Here is an 18,217-nt window from a genome sequence, read left to right on the forward strand (position 1 = left end):
GTCGGCGCCGCGGGTTGCGACCTGCTCGTGACGCTCCGCCTTCGCTGCTTCGGCGCTTCCTGTGGCCGCTCTTTTGCGCTGGTGGTCGGGTACAGGATGATGTTCGGGTGCAGGAAGACCCGCCCGTACCGACGCCCGTCATCCTCGGCATCGACGACCTGCGACCGCTGCCGAGGGCCACGCGGATCGCCCGCACCAGCGGCGAAGGCATCCGGCTCCTGCGGGAGCACCGCGACCGCTTCATCGACGAACTCTGGCTCGACCACGATCTCGGCGGCGACGACACCATCCTGCCCGTGGTGACCCTCTTGGAAGAAGCCGCCTTCCACGGACGCCCCTTCCGCATCGGAGCGATCTTCGTTCACAGCGCCAACCCCATCGGCGCCGAAACCGTCGTCCGCTCGCTCACCCGCTGGAACTACCGAGTCCGGCGGGCAACGGCCTAGGAGTCGGGCTCTCCTGACCTTGCGCCGGTCCGAGAACCCGTTCGAGCCTCGCGATCGGCCGCACTCTCACGGAGGGCCTTCCTCGGCGCCTACCGAATGGCCACGACGTCGCCGGGGTGGCGGGGGAGGTTGGGCGGGAGCCCTTTCACCGGGCCACGCCTGCCGAGGAAGCGCACCAGGAAACCGACGGCACCTTCCGGATACGGATACCAGCCGTCGTAGGAGGTGTTGACCACGACGGCGTCGCAAAGGAACCCGCGCCGCCGGCAAACGGGGTGACGTTGGTCCGGGTCGAGCGGGAACGCAATTCGAACGGCGCTGCGGTGGGTGACCTGCGGCCATGCTGCCGGTACGAACCGGCTACCGGCACAGGCTGGTCCGTCGAGGCACCACCAAGGTGTCCCGACCGCCGCGATCGCGCGAGGCGCAGCCCGCGCGCGTCGGGAGGAGGAGGCCTCGCCGGGGTGCCGGGCCGCCGCCCGTGACGGCTATGGGGTATTCGCGGTCGACGTCGAGCACCGGTGTTCCGCGCGCCGGGCCTGCCACTCGTTGCGTGACGGGCACACCTGCGCGAGGGCCGGACGTATCCGGTCGATTCGGCGGCGGGCGAAGCGTCACGGGTGACAATGGGCCGCCTGAACACCCGGCGTACACACGAGAGCCGCGATCCGGCTTCGGTGGCCGGGCTTCCGGCCGATCCCACACGAGCGGGCATCCGCCTCGCCCGCTTCGACGGCCGCGCCTGGTCGGCGACGGAACCCCGATCGCCCGCACGTTTGTCCCGGTTCGAATCCCGCGCCGCCGACCACCCCGCCTTCGCCGCGGCGGGTGCGACCGATCCCTTGTCGGTCGGCTGATCTTCCCCGCCATGTCACAGGCGGCCGCGCTGTCTTGTCTCGGGTAGCGAAGACAGATTCTTGCGTCGGGAAGGTGATGATCATGCGGGTGTTCCTGGCGGGCGGAACCGGGGTTCTGGGGAGGCGGCTGGTGCCACAGCTCGTGGCCCGCGGCCACCAGGTGACGGCCACGACCACGAGCGCGGCCAAGCTGCGCGGGTTGGCGCAGCAGGGCGCGGACGGCGTGGTGATGGACGGGTTGGATGCGGTGTCGGTCGGCGAGGCGGTGGCCAAGGCTCGGCCGGAGGTGATCGTGCACCAGATGACGGCGATCTCCATGGCGCACGCCGGCAAGCCCGATATCAAGCATCCCGACCGTTGGTTCGCCACGACCAACCGGCTGCGTACCGAGGGGACGGACCATCTTCTGGCCGCAGCCGAGGCGACCGGTGTGTCGCATTTCGTCGCGCAGGGTTACGCCTCCTGGAACGGCATCCGCGAGGGCGGATGGGTGAAGACCGAACAGGACCCGTTGGACCTGCTCGAGGGCACGGCGGCGCACGTGGGGCTGAAGGCGTTGAGCCGTGTCGAGGACGTGGTCCTCGAGGCCGGCGGCGTGGTCCTGCGCTACGGCGCGTTCTACGGGCCGGGCGCCATCGACGACCAGGTCGAACTGGTGCGCAAGCGGCAGTACCCGCTCGTGGGGCGCGCCACCGGCTACAGCTCGTGGGTGCATCTCGACGATGCGGCGAGCGCCACGGTCCTGGCCGTGGAGCAGAAGGCGAGGGGCGTGTTCAACATCGTCGACGACGAACCGGCCCCGGCGAGCGAGTGGTTGCCCCACCTGGCGGCGTGCGCCGGCGCGAAGCGGCCGATCCGGATCCCGGTGTGGCTCGCCCGACTGCTCGCCGGTGATCAGGCGGTGGTGATGATGACCGAGGGACGCGGCTTCTCCAACGCCAAGGCCAAGCGGGAATTGGGCTGGCAGCTGCGCCACCCCTCGTGGCGGCAGGGCTTCAAGGAGGAGCTGAAGTGACCCACACCGAGGAGTTCCAGGAGCTGCGACCGCTGTTGTTCTCGATCGCCTACCGGATCCTGGGCAGCGTGACCGAGGCCGAGGACGCCGTCCAGGAGACCTGGCTGCGCTACGCGACCTCCACGACAACCCCCACCTCGGCCAAGGCGTACCTGTCGGCCGTGGTCACCCGCGTCTCGATCAACGTGCTGCGCTCGGCTCGCGTCCGGCGCGAGGAATACGTCGGACCGTGGTTCCCCGAGCCGCTGCTCACCGACCCCTACCAGGACCCGGAGCAGTCGGCGGAACTGGCCGATTCGGTGTCGATGGCGGCGTTGTTGCTGCTGGAGCGGCTCAGTCCGCTGGAGCGGGCGGTCTTCGTGCTGCGGGAGGTGTTCGCCTTCGGTTTCCCGGAGATCGCCTCGGCGGTGGGCCGCTCCGAAGGGGCGTGCCGCCAGTTGGTGGTGCGTGCGCGCCGCCACATGGACGAGGGTCGGCCCCGCTTCGAGGCCGACCGCCGCGAGCGCGAGGAACTCGCCGAACGCTTCTTCGAGGCGTTGCGGGAAGGCGACGTCGACGGGCTGCGGGAACTGCTCGCCGCCGACGTGGCGCTGGTCGCGGACAGCGGAGGCAAGGCCCCGCAGTGGGCCGGGGGCTTCTTCGGCGCCGACCGTGTCTCCCAGGTGCTCGCCGTCTTCCTCCCGCCGTTCGCCCGGATCGGCGGCGTCGTGCAACCGCACCGGATGAACGGCCAGCCCGGCGCGATCTTCCGTGACCGGGACGGCAGGGTCGTCAACACCTGGACGCTCGACATCCTCGACGGGCGGATTCAGGCGATCCGTACGGTGAGCAACCCCGACAAGCTCGGGCATGTGGGCCCGGTGGCGGATGCCTGGGCGGTCCTGCGCGAAACACAGCAGGCCGACCGGGACTCGGACTGACCGAAAAGCCCGCCGCGTTCCACACCGGGTACGGGATCCGGTAGTCGAACACGCGGGCGACGCTGCGGACTTCGAGCTTGTGGACCCGACCGGCCAGGGGGCGCCGAGCCGGTCGGGCCCGCTCGACCACGGCGTGTTCGGCGCGGTCGTGGCGGTGCGGATGCCGCGCGGGCAGGCGTGCCGCAGAGGGCGGACATCGGACCGCGGCCGGCGCCGTCGGCGCGGCGCGAGGACTTCGAGGGCTGCGCCGACTTCCGGCCGCGGGAGCCGCACCCGGCGCAGGTACACGCATCGCTCGACGAACCGCCGGCGCGGGCGCGGGCACCCGGACCGCCGCGCGCCGCTTCCCGCATCGTCTCCGAGAACGCGTCGTCATCAGGAAGGGACCGTCATCATGCGGATCGCAGTCTTCGGAGCCAATGGCCCCACCGGGCGCCTGGTCACCGGCCGGGCCCTCGCCGCCGGACATCGGGTCGCCGCGGTCACCCGACAGCCGGACTCGTTTCCGCTGCACCACGATCGACTCGAGGTGGTCGGTGCCGACGTGCTCGATCCAGTGGCCGTCGACGCCGTCGTGACCGGGCGGGACGCGGTGCTGTCCACGCTCGGGGTGCCCGCCGCGAAGGGGCCGATCAATACCTATTCGCAGGGAGCGGCCAATATCGTCGCCGCGATGAAACGGCATCGCGTGCGTCGACTCACCGTGGTCAGCTCGAGCGGCGTCGACCCGCACCCGTACTCCGACGGCGGGTTCCTGTTCAACCGAGTACTCCTGCCCTACGTGACCAAGGTTTTGGGCAAGACGCTGTACGACGACATGCGGCGGATGGAAACGCTGGTCCGGTCCGCCGACCTGGACTGGACGATCGTGCGCCCGAGCGGGCTCTACCACCTGCCGTCCGCCACCGACTACACCCTCGTCCAAGGCCACGCCGACGGCAGGTTCACCGCCCGTGTGGACCTGGCCGCCTGCATGCTCGCCCTGCTGGACGACGACCGTCACCTGCGCACCACCGTCGGTGTCGTCACGACCGTCGACAACCCCACCCTGCTCCGGTGGATTCGCCGCGAAGCACTCGCCAAGCACGACGCGGCAGGGCCTTCCCGGAGTGTCGAGACAAGGGTGCGGCGTCCCGGCGTTGGGGATGCCTCGGGCTCTTGAATGGTTAACGCATGTGCGTTAACGTCCGCGGCATGGAAAATTCGGCGGCCACCCGGCTGTGCTTGATGACGACGGCGGAACGCCTGTTCGCCGAGCGGGGCATCAACGCGGTCTCGGCTCGGGAGATCGCCGTGGCGGCCGGGCAGCGCAATACGAATGCCGTCAAATACCACTTCGGGTCGCCCCAGGGCCTGGTCGACGCGATCTTCGAGTACCGCATGGGTCCGATCAACGCGCGCCGCACCGAACTGACCGCACTGTTCGACCGGCAGGGACGGGCACAGGATCCGTACGCCCTCGCCGAGGCATTCGTGCTGCCCCTCGCCGAACTGCTCGACCGACTGCGCGACAGCCCGTCGGAGGGCAGTTGGTACCTGCGGTTCTGCGTACAGGCCGCCTACACCGTGCACCCCGACGTCGTCACGTTCGCACTCGACGACCTCGGGCGGAGCCCGTGGACCACGGGGTTGAAGGAACTCAACACCCGCGCCCTGAACCTGTCCGGCGGCACCCTCCCGGACCGGCTCGCCCTGCGACGCTGGCAACACTTCGCCGGATTCGCCACGCGCGCGCTCGCCGAACGCGAGCTGCGCCAGAGCGTCGACTCCCACTACGCCCCGGGCACGACCGCGCTGTACGTGGCCGACCTGGTGGACGCCGGCGTCGGCATCCTCACCGCGCCGTGCCGCCCGGAAACCCTGGCACTGGCCGCATCGGAAACCCCTTCGGAACAGTTCCGGAAACCCGGCGCCCCGTAGCAATCCCGCACGCCCCACAGGGGTGATCCCCTTCCGTGACCGGAAGGAAATCGCCCTTCGTTCCCCCGGCGCGATCCCCCCACCCACCGGAGCAGAGTCGCCCGCCCGCGTGCCATGCCCGCGCGTGTCGCCGCGCCCGCCGACGCGCCCGCCGCCCCCGCCCGGCCGACGCGCCACCTCGCCCTGCCCGGAGCCACGTCACGCCGCGCCACCACGTCGTCCGAAGGAGGCCCTCGTGGTTGGACATGGCAGCGGCCTACGACGGCCTGCCGGAGGCGACGAAGACCCGCGTGGACGGGCTGACGGCCGTCCACGACTTCACCCAGACCTTCGGCAGTGCCCTCGAACCCGAGGAACTGGCCCGGCAACAGCAGAAGTACCCCGCCGTCTCCCACCCCGTCGTCCGCACCCACCCGGAGACCGGCCGCCGACTCCTCTACGTCAACCGCATCTTCACCCACCACATCGAGGACCTGCCGGACGACGAGAGCCGCGAACTGCTGGCATTCCTCTACGACCAGGCCCGCCACCCCGAGTACCAGTGCCGGCTGCGCTGGCGCCCCGGCACGATCGCGTTCTGGGACAACCGCGCCACACAGCACTACGCGAGCGCCGACTACTACCCACACGAGCGAATCATGGAACGTGTGACCATCCTCGGCGACCGACCGCGCTGACCCGGACCGCGCAATCCTCCGAAGTGCCCTCCGGCGTCCGGGCGTAGGCGGCTCCGATCCCGTCGCACCTGTCCGCCGCATACGCGGCATCGCCCCGACCCGGCCTCGGGTCGGGGCGGGCGAGCCGTTCGATCGAGCCCGCACTCGGTCCCGACGGGAAACCCGTACGTCTCGCCGTCACGTGTGGCTTTTGCCGCAACCGGACGTGTCCCGCGGGCCGTCCCCGAGGGTGACCGGTTACGCCGGGTCCATCCGAGGAGGACACGACATGTCCATCGCCTTATCCACCCGCACCCTGCTCGTCTGCTCGGCCGCCCTCGCGCTCGGCCTGTCACTGACGGGGTGCGGCAACACCGAGGCCGGCCGCGAATCAGGGGCCGAATCGGTGCCCACCACCAGCCTCGACCACCCACCGAAGGAAGCTCCAGCCGACAAGAGGCGACCGACCGCGACCAAGGACAGGTCGTCCGTCGAAGAACCGCGCGGACCCGGACCCACGAAGTGGCTCGGCCCCGAGGACCCGCCGCCACTGGCATTGGGCTCCGAATTCGTTCTGCCCAACCTCGCCCGCGTATCGGTGACCCAGGTCGCAACACCCGGCGACGTCCCCGCGCCCGCCGGATCGCGGCGCGGCGACGTGCACCTCCGGCTCCGTCACGACGGCGCGAAGCCGCTGACCCTGGACGGTCAGGTCCACGTGAGCGTGGTGCGCCACGACGACAACGCCGTACGCATGGCACAGATCGACCCGCTGCTCCCCGACCGGACTCCGGCCCCCTCGTTCAACGGGCAGTTGACGAGCAAGGAAACCAAGGACGCGGTGATCGGCTTCGCGCTGGAGGAATCCGGCTTCGCCGCGGGCTTCGAGGTGTGGGTGACGGTCGATCAGCCGGGCCGAGCCGCGCCCTACCCGGTCAAGTTCCTGTACATCCCGAAGGCCGGCTGACCCTCCCGGGCACCCGGTCACCCTCTGAAGGTGCCACACCGCCGTCTCCGTGACCGAGGCGTTCGGGCTTGATCACCTCGGATCGGCGTCACCGCCCGCTCGGTCGAACGACCGCTGCCGGATGGAGCCGGGTGGGGCTATGGGACGTGCCTGCGGTGCTGCCGTCGCGCCCAACACCCGGCGGCGGCCCCGGCGGCGGACGCTCCGAGCAGCCCGAGCAACAGATCCCCGACGGTGTCGCGGTAGATCGACACCGACTCGGGCGTATCGAGAACGAAGGCCCCGTACTCGAAGAACTCCCACAGGATTGCCGTGGCCGCCCCGGCCCCCGCGCAGCACCATGCGACCGCCCACGCCGGCAAGGTGCTCCACCGCAGCAGCGCCACCGCGCACGCCGTTCCGAGTACCGCCCAGTTGCCGAAGTGGCAGGCGTCGTCGAACCACGCGACCCGGTCGTACAGGTCGGCCGCGTTCCCGGCGACATCCACCACGAACGGCAGGGTGATCAGCGCGTCCACATCCCAGGGGAACGCCTGGCCCCGCCGCCGGACCCACCACCACACCGGCAGCGCCAACACCGCGACCGGGTACAAGACGGCCCGCATGCCCATGGCCTTGTCGGCGAACCGCGCCCACTCGTCGAACACGACGGCGAGCGCCAACAGCGCGCCCAACAGCCCCTTCAGCCCGATGGCCACCGTACGAGGATTCATGCGGCAACCCTGCCCGGGATCCGGCTTGCCGGGCATCCGTACTTCTACTCAACCGTCGTACACAGTCGGTGCGACTTCACCCCGGCCGCGCCGGGCAGTGTGCGGGGTCGTTGCCGTGTGCGATTCCCGCCGACCGGCCGCGAGATGGAGCACTTCGGCGGCCCGGCCCCCCGGTGAGACGTCGGAGCGGAGCCGGAGTGGCGGAGCGGCGGGGGCTCAATGGGCGGGCGGTCGGCCGCGGCCCGCGCGTGCCTTGTTTCAGCAGCTCGGCGGGGCCCAACTCCCGGTGGCGGTCGACGAGTCGAGCGAGGAGTCGTTCGGTGTGCGGGTCGTCGGCTCACCCGGCACCGATCCGTACGACGTACCGACCGGACGCCGACTCCCGGGCGGGATGGGCGAGTCGGCCGCGGTGGCGTGCTTTTGCCTCGGCGGCGGCGACCACTTCGGTGGTGGGTTCGTCCTGTGGGTCGTGCCGGAACCACCCGACCGCGGTGAGCGCGTCGACGAGCGATGCGGGGGATCGCGTCGCCCGCGGCCGGGTCGTGGAGGGCGGCCGCGCTCCTTCGAGTGATGACGGCCGCGGCTTTCGTCCCCTTCTCGGGGTGGGGCCGCGGCCGTTGTGGTGTCAGTTCAGGGTGAGTGGTGTGTCGGCGGCGATGTGGGTGAGCTTGGCGGGGTTGCGGACGAAGTAGATGTCGGTGACGAGGCCGTCGTCGAGATGGATCGCCATGATGCTGTCGATCTCGCCGTCGACGCGCAGGAGGAGCGCCGGATCGCCGTTGACGGTGGTGGGCTCGCCGGTGAGTGCGCCCTCCTTGTCGCCGAGGGCGGCGAGCAGGAGGCGGACCACCTTCGTGAGGCCGATGACGGGCCGTAGCGCGGCGCTCCTGACGCCGCCGCCGTCGCTGATCAGGACGACGTCGGGGGCGAGTACGTCGAGCACGCCCTGCAGGTCGCCGGTCTCCACGGCGTGTTGGAACGACGCGATGGCGGCCTTGGCCTGGCGTGCGGAGACCACCTGGCGAGGGCGGCGGGCGTCGACGTGCTTGCGGGAGCGGTGGGCGATCTGGCGGACCGTGGCGGGGGACTTGCCGACCGCCTCCGCGATCTCGTCGTAGTCGACGTCGAAGACCTCGCGCAGGACGAACACGGCCCGCTCGGTGGGCGAGAGGGTCTCCAGGACGAGCATCACGGCGATGGACAGGCTCTCGGCGAGCTCGACGTTCTCGGCGACGTCCGGCGAGGTGAGCAGCGGCTCGGGAAGCCAGGGGCCGACGTAGGTCTCCTTGCGCCGCCGCAGGGTCCGCAGCCGGTCGAGCGCCCGCCGGCTCGTGACGCGGACGAGGTAGGCGCGCTGGTCGCGGACCTGCTCCAGGTCGACCTCGGCCCAGCGCAGCCAGGTCTCCTGGAGGACGTCCTCGGCGTCGGCCGCCGAGCCGAGGATCTCGTAGGCCACGGTGAAGAGCAGATTGCGGTGGGCGACGAAGGCATCGGTCGCCGCGTCCGCGGTGTGGTCGCGCATCCTCGAATCCTTCCATTCCCTTTCCTGGTGGCCCGTCCCCGGGGGTTCCGGGTTTGGGGGCGGGCGGCGTGCGGGTGCCGCCCGCCGCCCCGGGGGTTACGACACGCGTGCGGGTCGGCTCGGGTACTCGGCCTGGACGCGTTGTCGGCGGGTGGCGTCGTCGGAGCCTGCCACCAGCTGGTGCAGGCGCAGGCGCTCGACGAAGGTCGGGCGCGGGTTCACGAGGGTCACGGCCACGTCGTCGCGGCCGGTGAGGCGGTTGGCCGCGAGGACTCCGGCGTATCCGCCGCCGATCACGACGACTTCGGTCCGGCCGCTGTTGTGCTTGGTCATGGTCCCTGTTCCGTTCGTTCGCTTCGTTCGCTCGGGGTTTCGCACACAAGGCGCCGGACGGAGGGAACGTGTGACACGGTATGGCCCGGATCACATTCGATGACCAGTCGGGGCGCGTCGGACGGAAAGCGCGCCGGTCAGGCGCGTCGGACAGGTGACGGGTGGGAGAGCGGCGTCGGGGGAGCCCGTGGACGAAACAGAGGGCGTCCGGGACGATCCTCGACCCCGCCGGCGGGGGAGCAGCGAGGTGGGTCCGGACGGTCGGAAGGGCCGTCCGGACCCGGAAGGTTGTGGCGTCGGCTACGTCCGTGGCGCCGGTTCGGTTCCTCTGTCCTGTTGGAGTTGCCACAGTTCGGCGAACAGGCCCCCCGAGTCGGCGAGGAGTTCGTCGAAGGACCCGTGCTGTACCACTCGGCCGGATTCCATGACGACGATCTCGTCCGCCACCGCGACGTTGGCCAGGCGATGGGTGACCAGGACGACGGCGCTGTCCCGGGCGATGTCGCGCAGTCCGGCGAAGATGCGGTGTTCGGCTCGGGGGTCGAGGGCGGAGGTGGGTTCGTCCAGACAGATCAGGGCGGGTTCGCCGTAGAGGGCGCGGGCGATGCCGAATCGCTGCCATTGGCCGACGGAGGGATCCACGCCGCCCCACCATTCCCGGGCGAGCAGTGTGCCGAGGCCGCGTGGGAGTCCGGCGATGACGTCGTCGGCTCCGGAGGCGGTCGCGGCTCGCGCCAGGGCTTCGGTGTCGTCGGCGCGTGGTTGCCCGAGGTTGATGTTGAGGCGTGCCGACAGGGGCCAGCGGGCGATCTCCTGGGGAACGTAGCCCAGGTGGGACCAGGCGGCGTGCGGGTCGAGGTCCGCGACATCCTCCCCGTCCCAGGTGACGCGGCCCTCGTGGGACAGGTAGAGGCCGCACAACAACCGGGACAACGTCGACTTGCCCGATCCGTTCTCGCCGACGAGGGCGAGGATCCTGCCCCTGCGGACCTCGAGGTCGACGCCGTCGACGGCGGGTGTCGCCTTCCCCGGATAGTTGTAGGTGACCTTCTCGGCGCGCACGACGACCGGTGCTTGCGGGGCGAGGGCGCCCCGGTTCATCCCGTGCCCACCGGCCTGGTCCAGGAACCGCGCCCAATCGTCGAGGTAGAGGCCCACGCTGTACAACCGGCTCCCGGACGCCACCAGGCCGCCGAGCGCCGTGCCGACCGTGCGCAGCGCGATGACGGCGGTGCCGGCCGCGGCCACCGACATGCGGTCCGTGGAGAGCAGGTAGGCGAGTGCGCCCCAGACCAGGCTCGCGGCCACTCCGCCGACGGCCGCCCCGACGAGGCCGATCTTCGCCGTGGTCCACGCGCCCGCCTGGGTCACGCGTTGCACGCGCTCGGCCGCGACGGAGTACCGGTTCAGCAGGTACGGCGCCATGGTGCATGCGCGCAGTTGGTCGGCCCAGTGTTGGTCCGAGATGTGCCGGCGCAGCATGCCGAGCAGGCGCCGTTCGTCCTGGGTTTGCAGTGTGGTCAGGTACTCGACGCGGGCGCCGCGCACGGCGGCGACCCCGCGAGGCAGCGCGCCGAGCAGGAGGAGCGGGAGCAACACCGGGTGCAGGACGGTGAGTACGGAAGCGGCGGCGATCAGGGAGGCGCAGGCGGCGAGGACGTCCTGGGATTGGGGCATCAGGCCGCGCATCGACTGCATGCCGCGGTCGGCGGCGTCCCATCGGTCCTGGTAGCCGGGGTGGTTGTAGGCCGCCAACTCCGCCTGTGAGGCGGCCTGGAGGAGGAGCCATTCGGATTCGCGGGTCAGGCGAGGGGTGACCCGCGCGGACAGGCCCACGACGGCGATGCCCAACACCGCTCGCAGGCCGACCGCCGAGGCGAGCAGGACGATCGAGGGCAGGGCCTCGCGCAGGCGGTCGGCGACGTCGCCATCGGAGATCAGGGCGGTGATCGTTCCCGTCGTCGCGAGGAGGCCACCGGCTTCCAGGACACCGGCGAGGACCTGGCACACCAACAGTGCGACCAGTGCGCCGGGATCGGCCCGCCACGCCAGGCGCATCGCGCGCATGATCAGTCGGGGCAGGCGGCCCGCCATCGCCCGGGTGGTGATCTTTGTCAGCGCGACGTCGGTGACCCGGCCCGGCGGCGCGAACGCCGGTTCCTGATCAGAGGATTCGTCCGCTGCCGGCGCGCCCGGATCCTCGGCGACGGCTTGCCGGGGAATGCCGCCGGCCTCGGGTTTCGAGCGGGACGTGCGTGGCGAGGAGGGTTCTCCTCCGGCTTTCGTGGTCATGTCGCTGCCTCCTGGTCGGACCGCGTAGGACGCTCGCGGAAGCGTGCGCTCATGCTTCCGGCGTGGGCTTCGCCCCGGCAGAGCGCACGGATGTACGAGCCGGGCGCGGGAGCAACGAGCGTGCCTCGAACGGGCGCTCGACCAAACGGGTCGCTGCCCGGCACGAACGCATGCCGTTCGGCGCGGACTCCACGGGGGTCCGTTCTCGCCCGGACATCGCCGCCACGCGCCGGGCGCACGCGGGAGTGGGAGGCGGGACCGCCCGGGGAGGGGCAAGCAGTACGAGGTGGACGCGTCAGGCTGCGGCAGCCGGGAGGGTGGGGGCCGTCGCCTCTTCGGAAGGGTTCGTCAGAGTTCGTCAGGGTCCGTTGCCTCGTCCGGGGCCATCGCCGAAGTCACCATCCTGCCCGCGCGCGGGTCGTCCGCGCCGACGCCGAGCGCGGGCGGGTTGCCTCCAGCACGCGCGTTCGTTGTGTGCGGCGTGGCTACAGCGGGGGGCGCCGTCAGGATCGTCACGGCTCGAGGTCCCGCTCGTCGCCAAGAGTGGGTCGCGTGCGACACTGCGTGGTCGGCGACGGCCCCGTGGAGGCGACGAAAGACCCGCTTCTACGATGGACCGATGGCATCGATCAAGCAGTTCCAAGTCACCTTCGACTGTGCGGAACCCGAGCGCCTCGCTCGTTTCTGGTGCGAGGTGCTGGGGTACGTCGCACCGCCACCGCCGGCGGGGTTTGCCACTTGGGACGATTACCGGCGCTCACTGCCTCCCGGGCGGCAGGACGCGTGGTTCGCCTGCGTTGATCCCTCGGGCGTGGGGCCGCGGCTGTACTTCCAGCGCGTCCCCGAAGGGAAGGCCGCCAAGAACCGGGTGCATCTCGACGTGCGGGTCGGCACCGGACTCGTGGGTGAAGAGCGCCTGGCCGTACTCGAGGCCGAGTGCGCACGACTGGTCCCGCTCGGCGCGGTACACGTGCAAACGCTGTATGACGGCACTGATTCGTGCATCCCGATGCAGGACATCGAGGGCAACGAGTTCTGTATCGACTGAGTGGCCGCGAACGACACACCCTCGAGTGGCAGCCAACGCCACACCGTCACGGGTCGACCGGTGCGGTTCGCCGTCATGAGGCGCTCGGGACCGCGTAGCCGGGGGCCGGCGCGGGCAGTTCGCGGCGTTGTCGGGCGATGTGCTCCGGGTCCCAGCCGGGGCGCGGGATCGAGGCGAGCAGCAGTCGGGTGTAGGGGTCGGCGGGCGCGGTGAGCAGGTCGCCGACGGGTCCGTGCTCCACGGTGCGGCCCCGGTGCAGCACGAGCGCCTCGTCGCACAGGTAGCGCACCACGGCCAGGTCGTGGCTGACGAAGATCAGCCCGATGCCGGTATCCCGGCGGATGTCGGCGAGCAGATTGAGGACCTGCGCCTGGACCGAGACGTCCAGCGCCGAGACTGCCTCGTCCAGGACCAGCAGCGCGGGCTCCACCGCCAGCGCCCGGGCGATGGCCGCGCGTTGCCGCTGGCCGCCGGAGAGTCCGCGCGGTCGGGTCGCCGCCTCCCGGGGGCCGAGGCCGACCTGGGCCAGCAGTTCGGCGATCCGCGCGCTGCGGGCGGCCGGATCGCGCACTCCGTGCAGTCGCAGTACGCCGTCGAGTGTCGCGCCGATGGACAGCCGGCCGTCCAGGGACAGGTAGGGATCCTGGAAGACCATTTGGACCGCCTTGGCCCGGGCCAACCGGGCGGCCCGGCCGCGCACGGTCTCGGCCAAGGGTGTGCCGCGCACCACGATGCGCCCCGCGTCGGGGCGTTCCAGGCCGAGCAGCATCCGGGCCGTGGTGGTCTTGCCCGATCCGGACTCGCCGACCAGGCCCAGCGCGCCGCCGACCGGCAGCGAGAAGGACAGGTCCTCGACGGCGACCACCTCGCCGGTGCCGGTGCGATAGGTCTTGCGCAGGCCGCTGACCTCGATCAGGGGTGTGCCGTCATGGGGTGTGACGTCGGTGGTCAACGGTCCTCCGAGTCCGGGGCGAGGTGGGCGGGCTCGGGCGAGCCGAGTTCGTCCGCGCGATGGCAGGCGACCAGGCCGGCGCCGTGCGGTTCGAGCGCGGGCGGCGCCTGATCGCACCGTCCCGGCTCGGCGTACCGGCAGCGCGGCGCGAACGCGCACCCGGTCGCGGACTCCAACAGGCTCATCGGCGCGCCCGGGATGGGGGTGAGCCGGGTCAACGGCCCCTCCAGCGGTGGGGAGGAGCCGAGCAGTCCGGCGGTGTAGGGATGACGGGGGTGGGCGAACAACTCGTCCGCGCTCGCGGTCTCCACGATCCGTCCCGCGTACATCACGTAGATCCGGTCGCACGAGGCGGCCGCGAGTTCGATGTCGTGGGTGATCAGCAGCAGGCCCAGGTCGCGCTCGCGGCGCAGGCGTCCCAGCAGGGCCAGGATCTCGGCCTGGGTGGCGACGTCCAGGGCGGTGGTCGGCTCGTCGCACAACAACAGCCTGGGTTCGCCGCACAGCGCGGCGGCGATCATCACGCGTTGCAGCATGCCGCCGGACATCTCGTGCGGGAACCGGCGCAGGTGGGCCTCCGGGTCGGGCAGGCCGACGGCGGCCAGCAGTTCCGCCGCGCGGGCGTCCGCGCGGGCCCGGGACCAGCCGCCGACCAGGCGCAGCGCCTCGGTCAGGAAGTCGCCGATCCGACGCACCGGACTGATCCCGGCCCGGGGGTCCTGGAAGATCATCGCCGCGATGCCGGTCCGCACCTCGCGCAGCCGCGCGGCGTCGGCGCCGACCAGGTCGATGTCCTCCACCCGGACCCGGCCGGCCAGGTCGGCGCCGGCCGGGAACAGGCCGAGCGCGGCGCGGGCGGTGACCGACTTGCCGGAGCCGGACTCGCCGACCAGGCCCACGGTTTCACCGGCGGCGACGGTCAGTTCGATCCCGTCCAGGATCGGGCGGGCCATGCCGGGGAGTGTGACGCTCAGCGCGTCGATGTCGAGCAGCGTCATCAGGCGTCCCGTCCTGCGACCCGGTCGGCGAGGTGCTCCCCGACGACGTTGAACGCGACGACCACCAGCACGATCGCGACCGCGGGCACGATCGCGGAGAGCGGTCGTTCCTGGAGTACGGCGGACTGCCCCTGGTTGATCATCGAGCCCCAGTCGGGCGTCGGCGGTTGCACGCCCAGGCCCAGGAAGGAGAGCGCCGCGAGGTCGAGCAGCGCGTAGCCGAAGTTGACCGTGGCCTGGGCCAGCACGGTGGGTGTGATGTTGGGCAGCAGGCCGCGGACCGAGACGAACACCGGTGAGTGGCCCTGGATTCGGTAGGCGGCGATGTAGGGCCGGGACTTCTCCGCGGCGGCCAGGCCGCGGACCAGGCGTGCGGTGTACGGCAGGTAGGCGACGGCCATGGCGAGCACCGGCGCGGTCAGACCCTTGCCGAACAGGGCGACCGCGAGGATCGCCAGCAGCAGCGCGGGGAAGGCGAACAGGATGTCGAGCACGCGCCCGATGGCCGCGTCGACCCAGCCGCCACGCCACGCGCTGAACAGTCCGACGGCGATGCCCGCGACGGTGGCGAAGACGACCACCGCGAGCGGCCCGAACAAACTGGTCCGGGTGCCCTCGATCAGGGCCGAGAAGGTGTCGTGGCCGCCTTGGTCGGTGCCCAGCCAGTGGGCGGGGCCCGGGTCCGCGAAGGTCTCCGACAACGCGCCGAACCTGGGGTCCTGCGGGGCCAGCCAGGGCGCGGCCAGGGCGACCACCAGGAATACCGCCAGGACGACCAGGCACGTGTTCACCAGCCACGAGCCGCCGAGTCGGCGGAGTCGGCGCAGCGGGTCGCGGCGCGGTGGGGCCGCTGTGGAATCAAGCGTGACGGCGCTCATCGGGCGCTCCCTCGTGCCGCGACCCGCGGGTCGATCAGCGGATACAGCAGGTCCACCAGTGCGTTGATCAGCACGAACGCGGCCACCACGAGCAGCACGATGGCCTGTACCACCTGGAAGTCCTGTTGGCTCACCGCCTGCACCAGCAGCGAGCCGACGCCGGCCATCCCGAACGCGGTCTCCACCAGCGCCGTGCTCACCAACATTCCGGAGACGAGCAGGGCCGAGACGGTCACGATCGGTCCGAGCGCGTTGCGCAGCACGTGTCGCCTGATCACGCTGCGCCGCGGAATACCGCGACTGAGCGCGACCTCGACGTGCTCGCGGCGCAGTTCGTCGAGCATCGCGGTCCGGGTCACCCGGGTGACCAGCGCGGTGAAGGTCACCGAGAGGGCGATCGCGGGCAGCACCACGTGGTGAAGCCGGTCCAGCACACCCTCGCCGTTGCCGAAGGTCGGGAACCAGCCCAGTTGCACACCGAACACCGAGCGAAGCAGGATCGCCGCGACGAACGAGGGCACCGCGGCGCCGACGGTGACCATCAGCAGCACGGTCGAGTCCGCCCAGGTCCCGCGGCGCAGCGCTCCGACGATTCCGGCGCCGATCCCGAACACCGCGATCAGCAGCATGGATACGCCGATCAGCAACAACGACGCGGGCAGTCGGGCCCAGACCACGTCGCCGACGCCCTGGTGGAAGAGGTACGAGCGGCCGAAGTCGCCCTGCAACACGCCCTCCAGCCAGTGCCAGTAGCGCACCGGAAAGGGGTCGTTGAAGCCGTACTGCTCGCGGATCGTGTCCAGTTCCCGTGGGCTGGGACTGCGTCCCTTGACCAGGAAGCTCACCGGGTCGCCGGGAGCCAGGTAGAGCGAGGAGAACACCAGAAAGGAGGTGACCAGGAGGGTTGTCGCCATGCCGGCGAGTCGGCGCAGCGCGGCCAGGGCGAGCGCCGGGCCGCGCCCGCCGCGCCCGCCGGATCGGCGGGTCGCGACGGGCACGGCCGCCTCGGTCGAGGATGCGAGGGTCAACTCTTCGCCCCGATCTCGGCGGCCCACGGGTAGTAGAGGTAGGCGATGGACGGCTGCACGCCGGTGATGCGCTTGCCGAGGAAGACGCTCACCGGCGACGTGTACAGCGGCAGCCACGGGAGTTCGCGCAGTGCGATCTGCTGGGCCTGCACGGCCGCGGCGGACTGCGCGGCGGGGTCCGGGGCACCCAGGGCCTGGTTCACCGCGGTGTCGAACTCCGGGTGCGACCAGCCGCCGTAGTTGCTGAACGCGCCGGTCTGCAGCGAGCCGTACATGTCCAGCGGGTCGGTGATCGAGGTGTACCAGAAGGTCAGGAACAGGTCGATGCCCTTGCGCGCCTGGGGGTCGGTGAACAGCGAGGAGTACTTCTCCGGCGAGATGGTGTCGATCTGCGGCTTCAGGCCGATCGCGGTGGCGGCCTGGGCGACGGCCTGGGTGATGATCGTGGTCTGCGAGTCCAGTGGGCTGGTGGCGATCACGATCTTCTGCCCGTTGACGCCGGCCTGGGAGGCCAGTTCCTTCGCCTTGGCCACGTCGTACGGGTAGACGGGCGTCGTCTTGTCGACCTCGTCCCGGACCGGGCCCGGGGCGCCGGCCCACACGTCGTCGGTGACCAGCGAGTTCGCCACTCGGCCGATGCCGCCCACGCCGGCGTCGACGATGCCCTTGCGGTCGATGGCCATCAGCAGCGCCTGACGGACCCGGGCGTCGCCGAGCGGGCCCTGGAGGTTGCCGACCACCTCGTCGGCGACGGTGGTGTTGCGGCCGAAGTAGAGCTTGCCGGCCGGGGTGTTGCGCAACTGCCCGTAGGAGTTGGCGGGGACCATCCAGCCGCCGTCCACCTCGCCGGTCTGGAAGGCGTTGACCCGGGTGGTGGCGTCCGGCAGGAAGACGAACTTCACCTGCCCCGACTTGGCCTTGAGGTCGGGGTTCCAGTAGTCGTCGAAGCGCTTGAGCACGATCGACTGGCCCGCGGTCCAGGACGAGAACGCGAACGGGCCGGTGCAGTTGACGCCCTTGGCCGGGTTTCCGTAGTCCTTGCCGGCCTTGGCCAGCGTGGCCGCGGACTCGACCGTGCCGGGGCTCGCGGCCAGGTACTTGTTGAAGGTGGAGTCCGGCGTCTTGAGGGTCACCGTGACCTGCATCGGGCCGCTCTTGTCGACCGACTGCACATTGCGGTACGGGTAGGCCCAGTAGCTGCCTACCTCCGGGTCGAGGTTGCGGCGCAGCGAGGCGACCACGTCGTCCGCGGTCAGTGCGGTGCCGTCGTGGAAACGCACGCCGGGCCGGATCTCGTAGACCCACGAGGTCGGTGTCGGGTTGGTGTACGAACTGGCCAGGCCGGGCGAGGTGGTCAGGTCGGGGTTCCAGCGCAGCAGGCTCTCGCACACGTTGGCGAGGATCTGGTTCGGCGGGTAGTCGAAGGCGTACGCGTAGTCGATCGACGCGGGTTCGGCGAACAGCGACCACGTGAACGAGTCGATCTGCGTGCCGGGTGGCGTCTTGGCGGTCAACTCGTAGGCGCGGTCGCCGGATGCGGCGGGCTTGCCGCTGCCGCCGTTGCACGCGCTCGCGGCCAACGTCGCGGCGAGGGCGCAGGCGAGGGCGATGCGGCGGAGGCGTCTTGGGCGTCCGGTACGAGGTGCGGGCATCGTCTTCCTCCGGGAAGTGG

At 71.1% G+C, this 18,217-nt stretch carries 17 protein-coding genes and 1 pseudogene; 9 read left to right on the forward strand and 9 right to left on the reverse strand.

Annotation, left to right across the window (positions count from 1 at the left end):
- The first annotated feature begins 107 nt into the window (after positions 1–107).
- The 7 genes from OG948_RS53140 (at position 108) to OG948_RS53170 (ending at position 6,781) form a co-directional block, all read left to right on the forward strand.
- On the forward strand, positions 108–446 hold the full coding sequence (locus OG948_RS53140; protein ID WP_331772277.1) for a cyclic-phosphate processing receiver domain-containing protein: 339 nt from the start codon (positions 108–110) through the stop codon (positions 444–446).
- 939 nt (positions 447–1,385) lie between these two features.
- Complete coding sequence (locus OG948_RS53145; protein WP_331772278.1) at positions 1,386–2,318, forward strand: NAD(P)-dependent oxidoreductase; 933 nt, start codon at positions 1,386–1,388, stop codon at positions 2,316–2,318.
- A complete protein-coding gene (locus OG948_RS53150; RefSeq protein ID WP_331772279.1) occupies positions 2,315–3,238 on the forward strand; it encodes an RNA polymerase sigma-70 factor in 924 nt (307 codons plus the stop codon). The genes OG948_RS53145 and OG948_RS53150 overlap by 4 nt, the downstream gene beginning before the upstream one ends.
- 394 nt (positions 3,239–3,632) lie before the next feature.
- The gene (locus OG948_RS53155; RefSeq protein ID WP_331772280.1) at positions 3,633–4,400 is read left to right on the forward strand and encodes an NAD(P)H-binding protein; all 768 of its coding nucleotides are present in this window, start codon (positions 3,633–3,635) and stop codon (positions 4,398–4,400) included.
- Positions 4,401–4,432: 32 nt separating this feature from the next.
- Positions 4,433–5,158 (forward strand): helix-turn-helix domain-containing protein, encoded by a 726-nt coding sequence (locus tag OG948_RS53160; protein WP_331772281.1) that lies wholly within the window; start codon positions 4,433–4,435, stop codon positions 5,156–5,158.
- A gap of 245 nt (positions 5,159–5,403) precedes the next feature.
- Positions 5,404–5,835: a TauD/TfdA family dioxygenase gene (locus OG948_RS53165; protein WP_331773597.1), complete on the forward strand. Its 432-nt coding sequence runs from the start codon at positions 5,404–5,406 to the stop codon at positions 5,833–5,835.
- Between the two features lie 268 nt (positions 5,836–6,103).
- Complete coding sequence (locus tag OG948_RS53170; protein ID WP_331772282.1) at positions 6,104–6,781, forward strand: hypothetical protein; 678 nt, start codon at positions 6,104–6,106, stop codon at positions 6,779–6,781.
- Between the two features lie 137 nt (positions 6,782–6,918).
- Here OG948_RS53170 and OG948_RS53175 read toward each other — a convergent pair whose 3' ends face one another.
- On the reverse strand, positions 6,919–7,494 hold the full coding sequence (locus tag OG948_RS53175; RefSeq protein ID WP_331772283.1) for a hypothetical protein: 576 nt from the start codon (positions 7,492–7,494) through the stop codon (positions 6,919–6,921).
- A 253-nt stretch (positions 7,495–7,747) separates the two neighbouring features.
- Here OG948_RS53175 and OG948_RS53180 point away from each other — a divergent pair, with 253 nt between their 5' ends.
- Positions 7,748–8,065 carry a hypothetical protein gene (locus tag OG948_RS53180; RefSeq protein ID WP_406300737.1) on the forward strand — a complete coding sequence of 106 codons (318 nt, stop codon included), beginning with the start codon at positions 7,748–7,750 and terminating at the stop codon, positions 8,063–8,065.
- Positions 8,066–8,119: 54 nt separating this feature from the next.
- On the opposite strand, the gene OG948_RS53185 is transcribed toward OG948_RS53180, so the two are convergent.
- The 3 genes and pseudogenes from OG948_RS53185 to OG948_RS53195 form a co-directional block, all read right to left on the reverse strand.
- Positions 8,120–9,016, reverse strand: coding sequence for an RNA polymerase sigma-70 factor (locus tag OG948_RS53185; protein WP_331772284.1), 897 nt, complete (start codon positions 9,014–9,016; stop codon positions 8,120–8,122).
- Between the two features lie 153 nt (positions 9,017–9,169).
- Positions 9,170–9,349: pseudogene (locus OG948_RS53190) on the reverse strand (oxidoreductase); the annotation flags it as partial.
- Between the two features lie 300 nt (positions 9,350–9,649).
- A complete protein-coding gene (locus tag OG948_RS53195) occupies positions 9,650–11,641 on the reverse strand; it encodes an ABC transporter ATP-binding protein (protein ID WP_331772285.1) in 1,992 nt (663 codons plus the stop codon).
- Between the two features lie 619 nt (positions 11,642–12,260).
- Here OG948_RS53195 and OG948_RS53200 point away from each other — a divergent pair.
- Positions 12,261–12,689, forward strand: coding sequence for a VOC family protein (locus OG948_RS53200; protein WP_331772286.1), 429 nt, complete (start codon positions 12,261–12,263; stop codon positions 12,687–12,689).
- Positions 12,690–12,762: 73 nt separating this feature from the next.
- On the opposite strand, the gene OG948_RS53205 is transcribed toward OG948_RS53200, so the two are convergent.
- The 5 genes from OG948_RS53205 to OG948_RS53225 are packed head-to-tail and all read right to left on the reverse strand — an operon-like array spanning position 12,763 to position 18,197.
- A complete protein-coding gene (locus OG948_RS53205) occupies positions 12,763–13,641 on the reverse strand; it encodes an ATP-binding cassette domain-containing protein (RefSeq protein WP_331772287.1) in 879 nt (292 codons plus the stop codon).
- Positions 13,638–14,639, reverse strand: a complete 1,002-nt coding sequence (locus OG948_RS53210) for an ABC transporter ATP-binding protein (protein WP_331772288.1) — start codon at positions 14,637–14,639, stop codon at positions 13,638–13,640. Before OG948_RS53210 ends, OG948_RS53205 begins: the two co-directional genes overlap by 4 nt.
- On the reverse strand, positions 14,639–15,517 hold the full coding sequence (locus tag OG948_RS53215; RefSeq protein ID WP_331772289.1) for an ABC transporter permease: 879 nt from the start codon (positions 15,515–15,517) through the stop codon (positions 14,639–14,641). Before OG948_RS53215 ends, OG948_RS53210 begins: the two co-directional genes overlap by 1 nt.
- Positions 15,514–16,515, reverse strand: a complete 1,002-nt coding sequence (locus OG948_RS53220) for an ABC transporter permease (protein ID WP_331772290.1) — start codon at positions 16,513–16,515, stop codon at positions 15,514–15,516. Before OG948_RS53220 ends, OG948_RS53215 begins: the two co-directional genes overlap by 4 nt.
- A 26-nt stretch (positions 16,516–16,541) precedes the next feature.
- Positions 16,542–18,197 carry an ABC transporter substrate-binding protein gene (locus OG948_RS53225; protein WP_331772291.1) on the reverse strand — a complete coding sequence of 552 codons (1,656 nt, stop codon included), beginning with the start codon at positions 18,195–18,197 and terminating at the stop codon, positions 16,542–16,544.
- Between the last annotated feature and the right edge of the window lie 20 nt (positions 18,198–18,217).

The organism is Embleya sp. NBC_00888 (assembly GCF_045207655.1).
GTDB lineage: Bacteria > Actinomycetota > Actinomycetes > Streptomycetales > Streptomycetaceae > Embleya.

Excerpts from the sequence above, each read along its gene's own strand:
- OG948_RS53145 (WP_331772278.1), top strand. The coding sequence starts at position 1,386 with ATGCGGGTGTTCCTGGCGGGCGGAACCGGGGTTCTGGGGAGGCGGCTG.
- OG948_RS53155 (WP_331772280.1), top strand. The coding sequence starts at position 3,633 with ATGCGGATCGCAGTCTTCGGAGCCAATGGCCCCACCGGGCGCCTGGTC.
- OG948_RS53160 (WP_331772281.1), top strand. The coding sequence starts at position 4,433 with ATGGAAAATTCGGCGGCCACCCGGCTGTGCTTGATGACGACGGCGGAA.
- OG948_RS53165 (WP_331773597.1), top strand. The coding sequence starts at position 5,404 with ATGGCAGCGGCCTACGACGGCCTGCCGGAGGCGACGAAGACCCGCGTG.
- OG948_RS53170 (WP_331772282.1), top strand. The coding sequence starts at position 6,104 with ATGTCCATCGCCTTATCCACCCGCACCCTGCTCGTCTGCTCGGCCGCC.
- OG948_RS53175 (WP_331772283.1), bottom strand. The coding sequence starts at position 7,494 with ATGAATCCTCGTACGGTGGCCATCGGGCTGAAGGGGCTGTTGGGCGCG.
- OG948_RS53185 (WP_331772284.1), bottom strand. The coding sequence starts at position 9,016 with ATGCGCGACCACACCGCGGACGCGGCGACCGATGCCTTCGTCGCCCAC.
- OG948_RS53195 (WP_331772285.1), bottom strand. The coding sequence starts at position 11,641 with ATGACCACGAAAGCCGGAGGAGAACCCTCCTCGCCACGCACGTCCCGC.
- OG948_RS53200 (WP_331772286.1), top strand. The coding sequence starts at position 12,261 with ATGGCATCGATCAAGCAGTTCCAAGTCACCTTCGACTGTGCGGAACCC.
- OG948_RS53210 (WP_331772288.1), bottom strand. The coding sequence starts at position 14,639 with ATGACGCTGCTCGACATCGACGCGCTGAGCGTCACACTCCCCGGCATG.
- OG948_RS53215 (WP_331772289.1), bottom strand. The coding sequence starts at position 15,517 with ATGAGCGCCGTCACGCTTGATTCCACAGCGGCCCCACCGCGCCGCGAC.
- OG948_RS53225 (WP_331772291.1), bottom strand. The coding sequence starts at position 18,197 with ATGCCCGCACCTCGTACCGGACGCCCAAGACGCCTCCGCCGCATCGCC.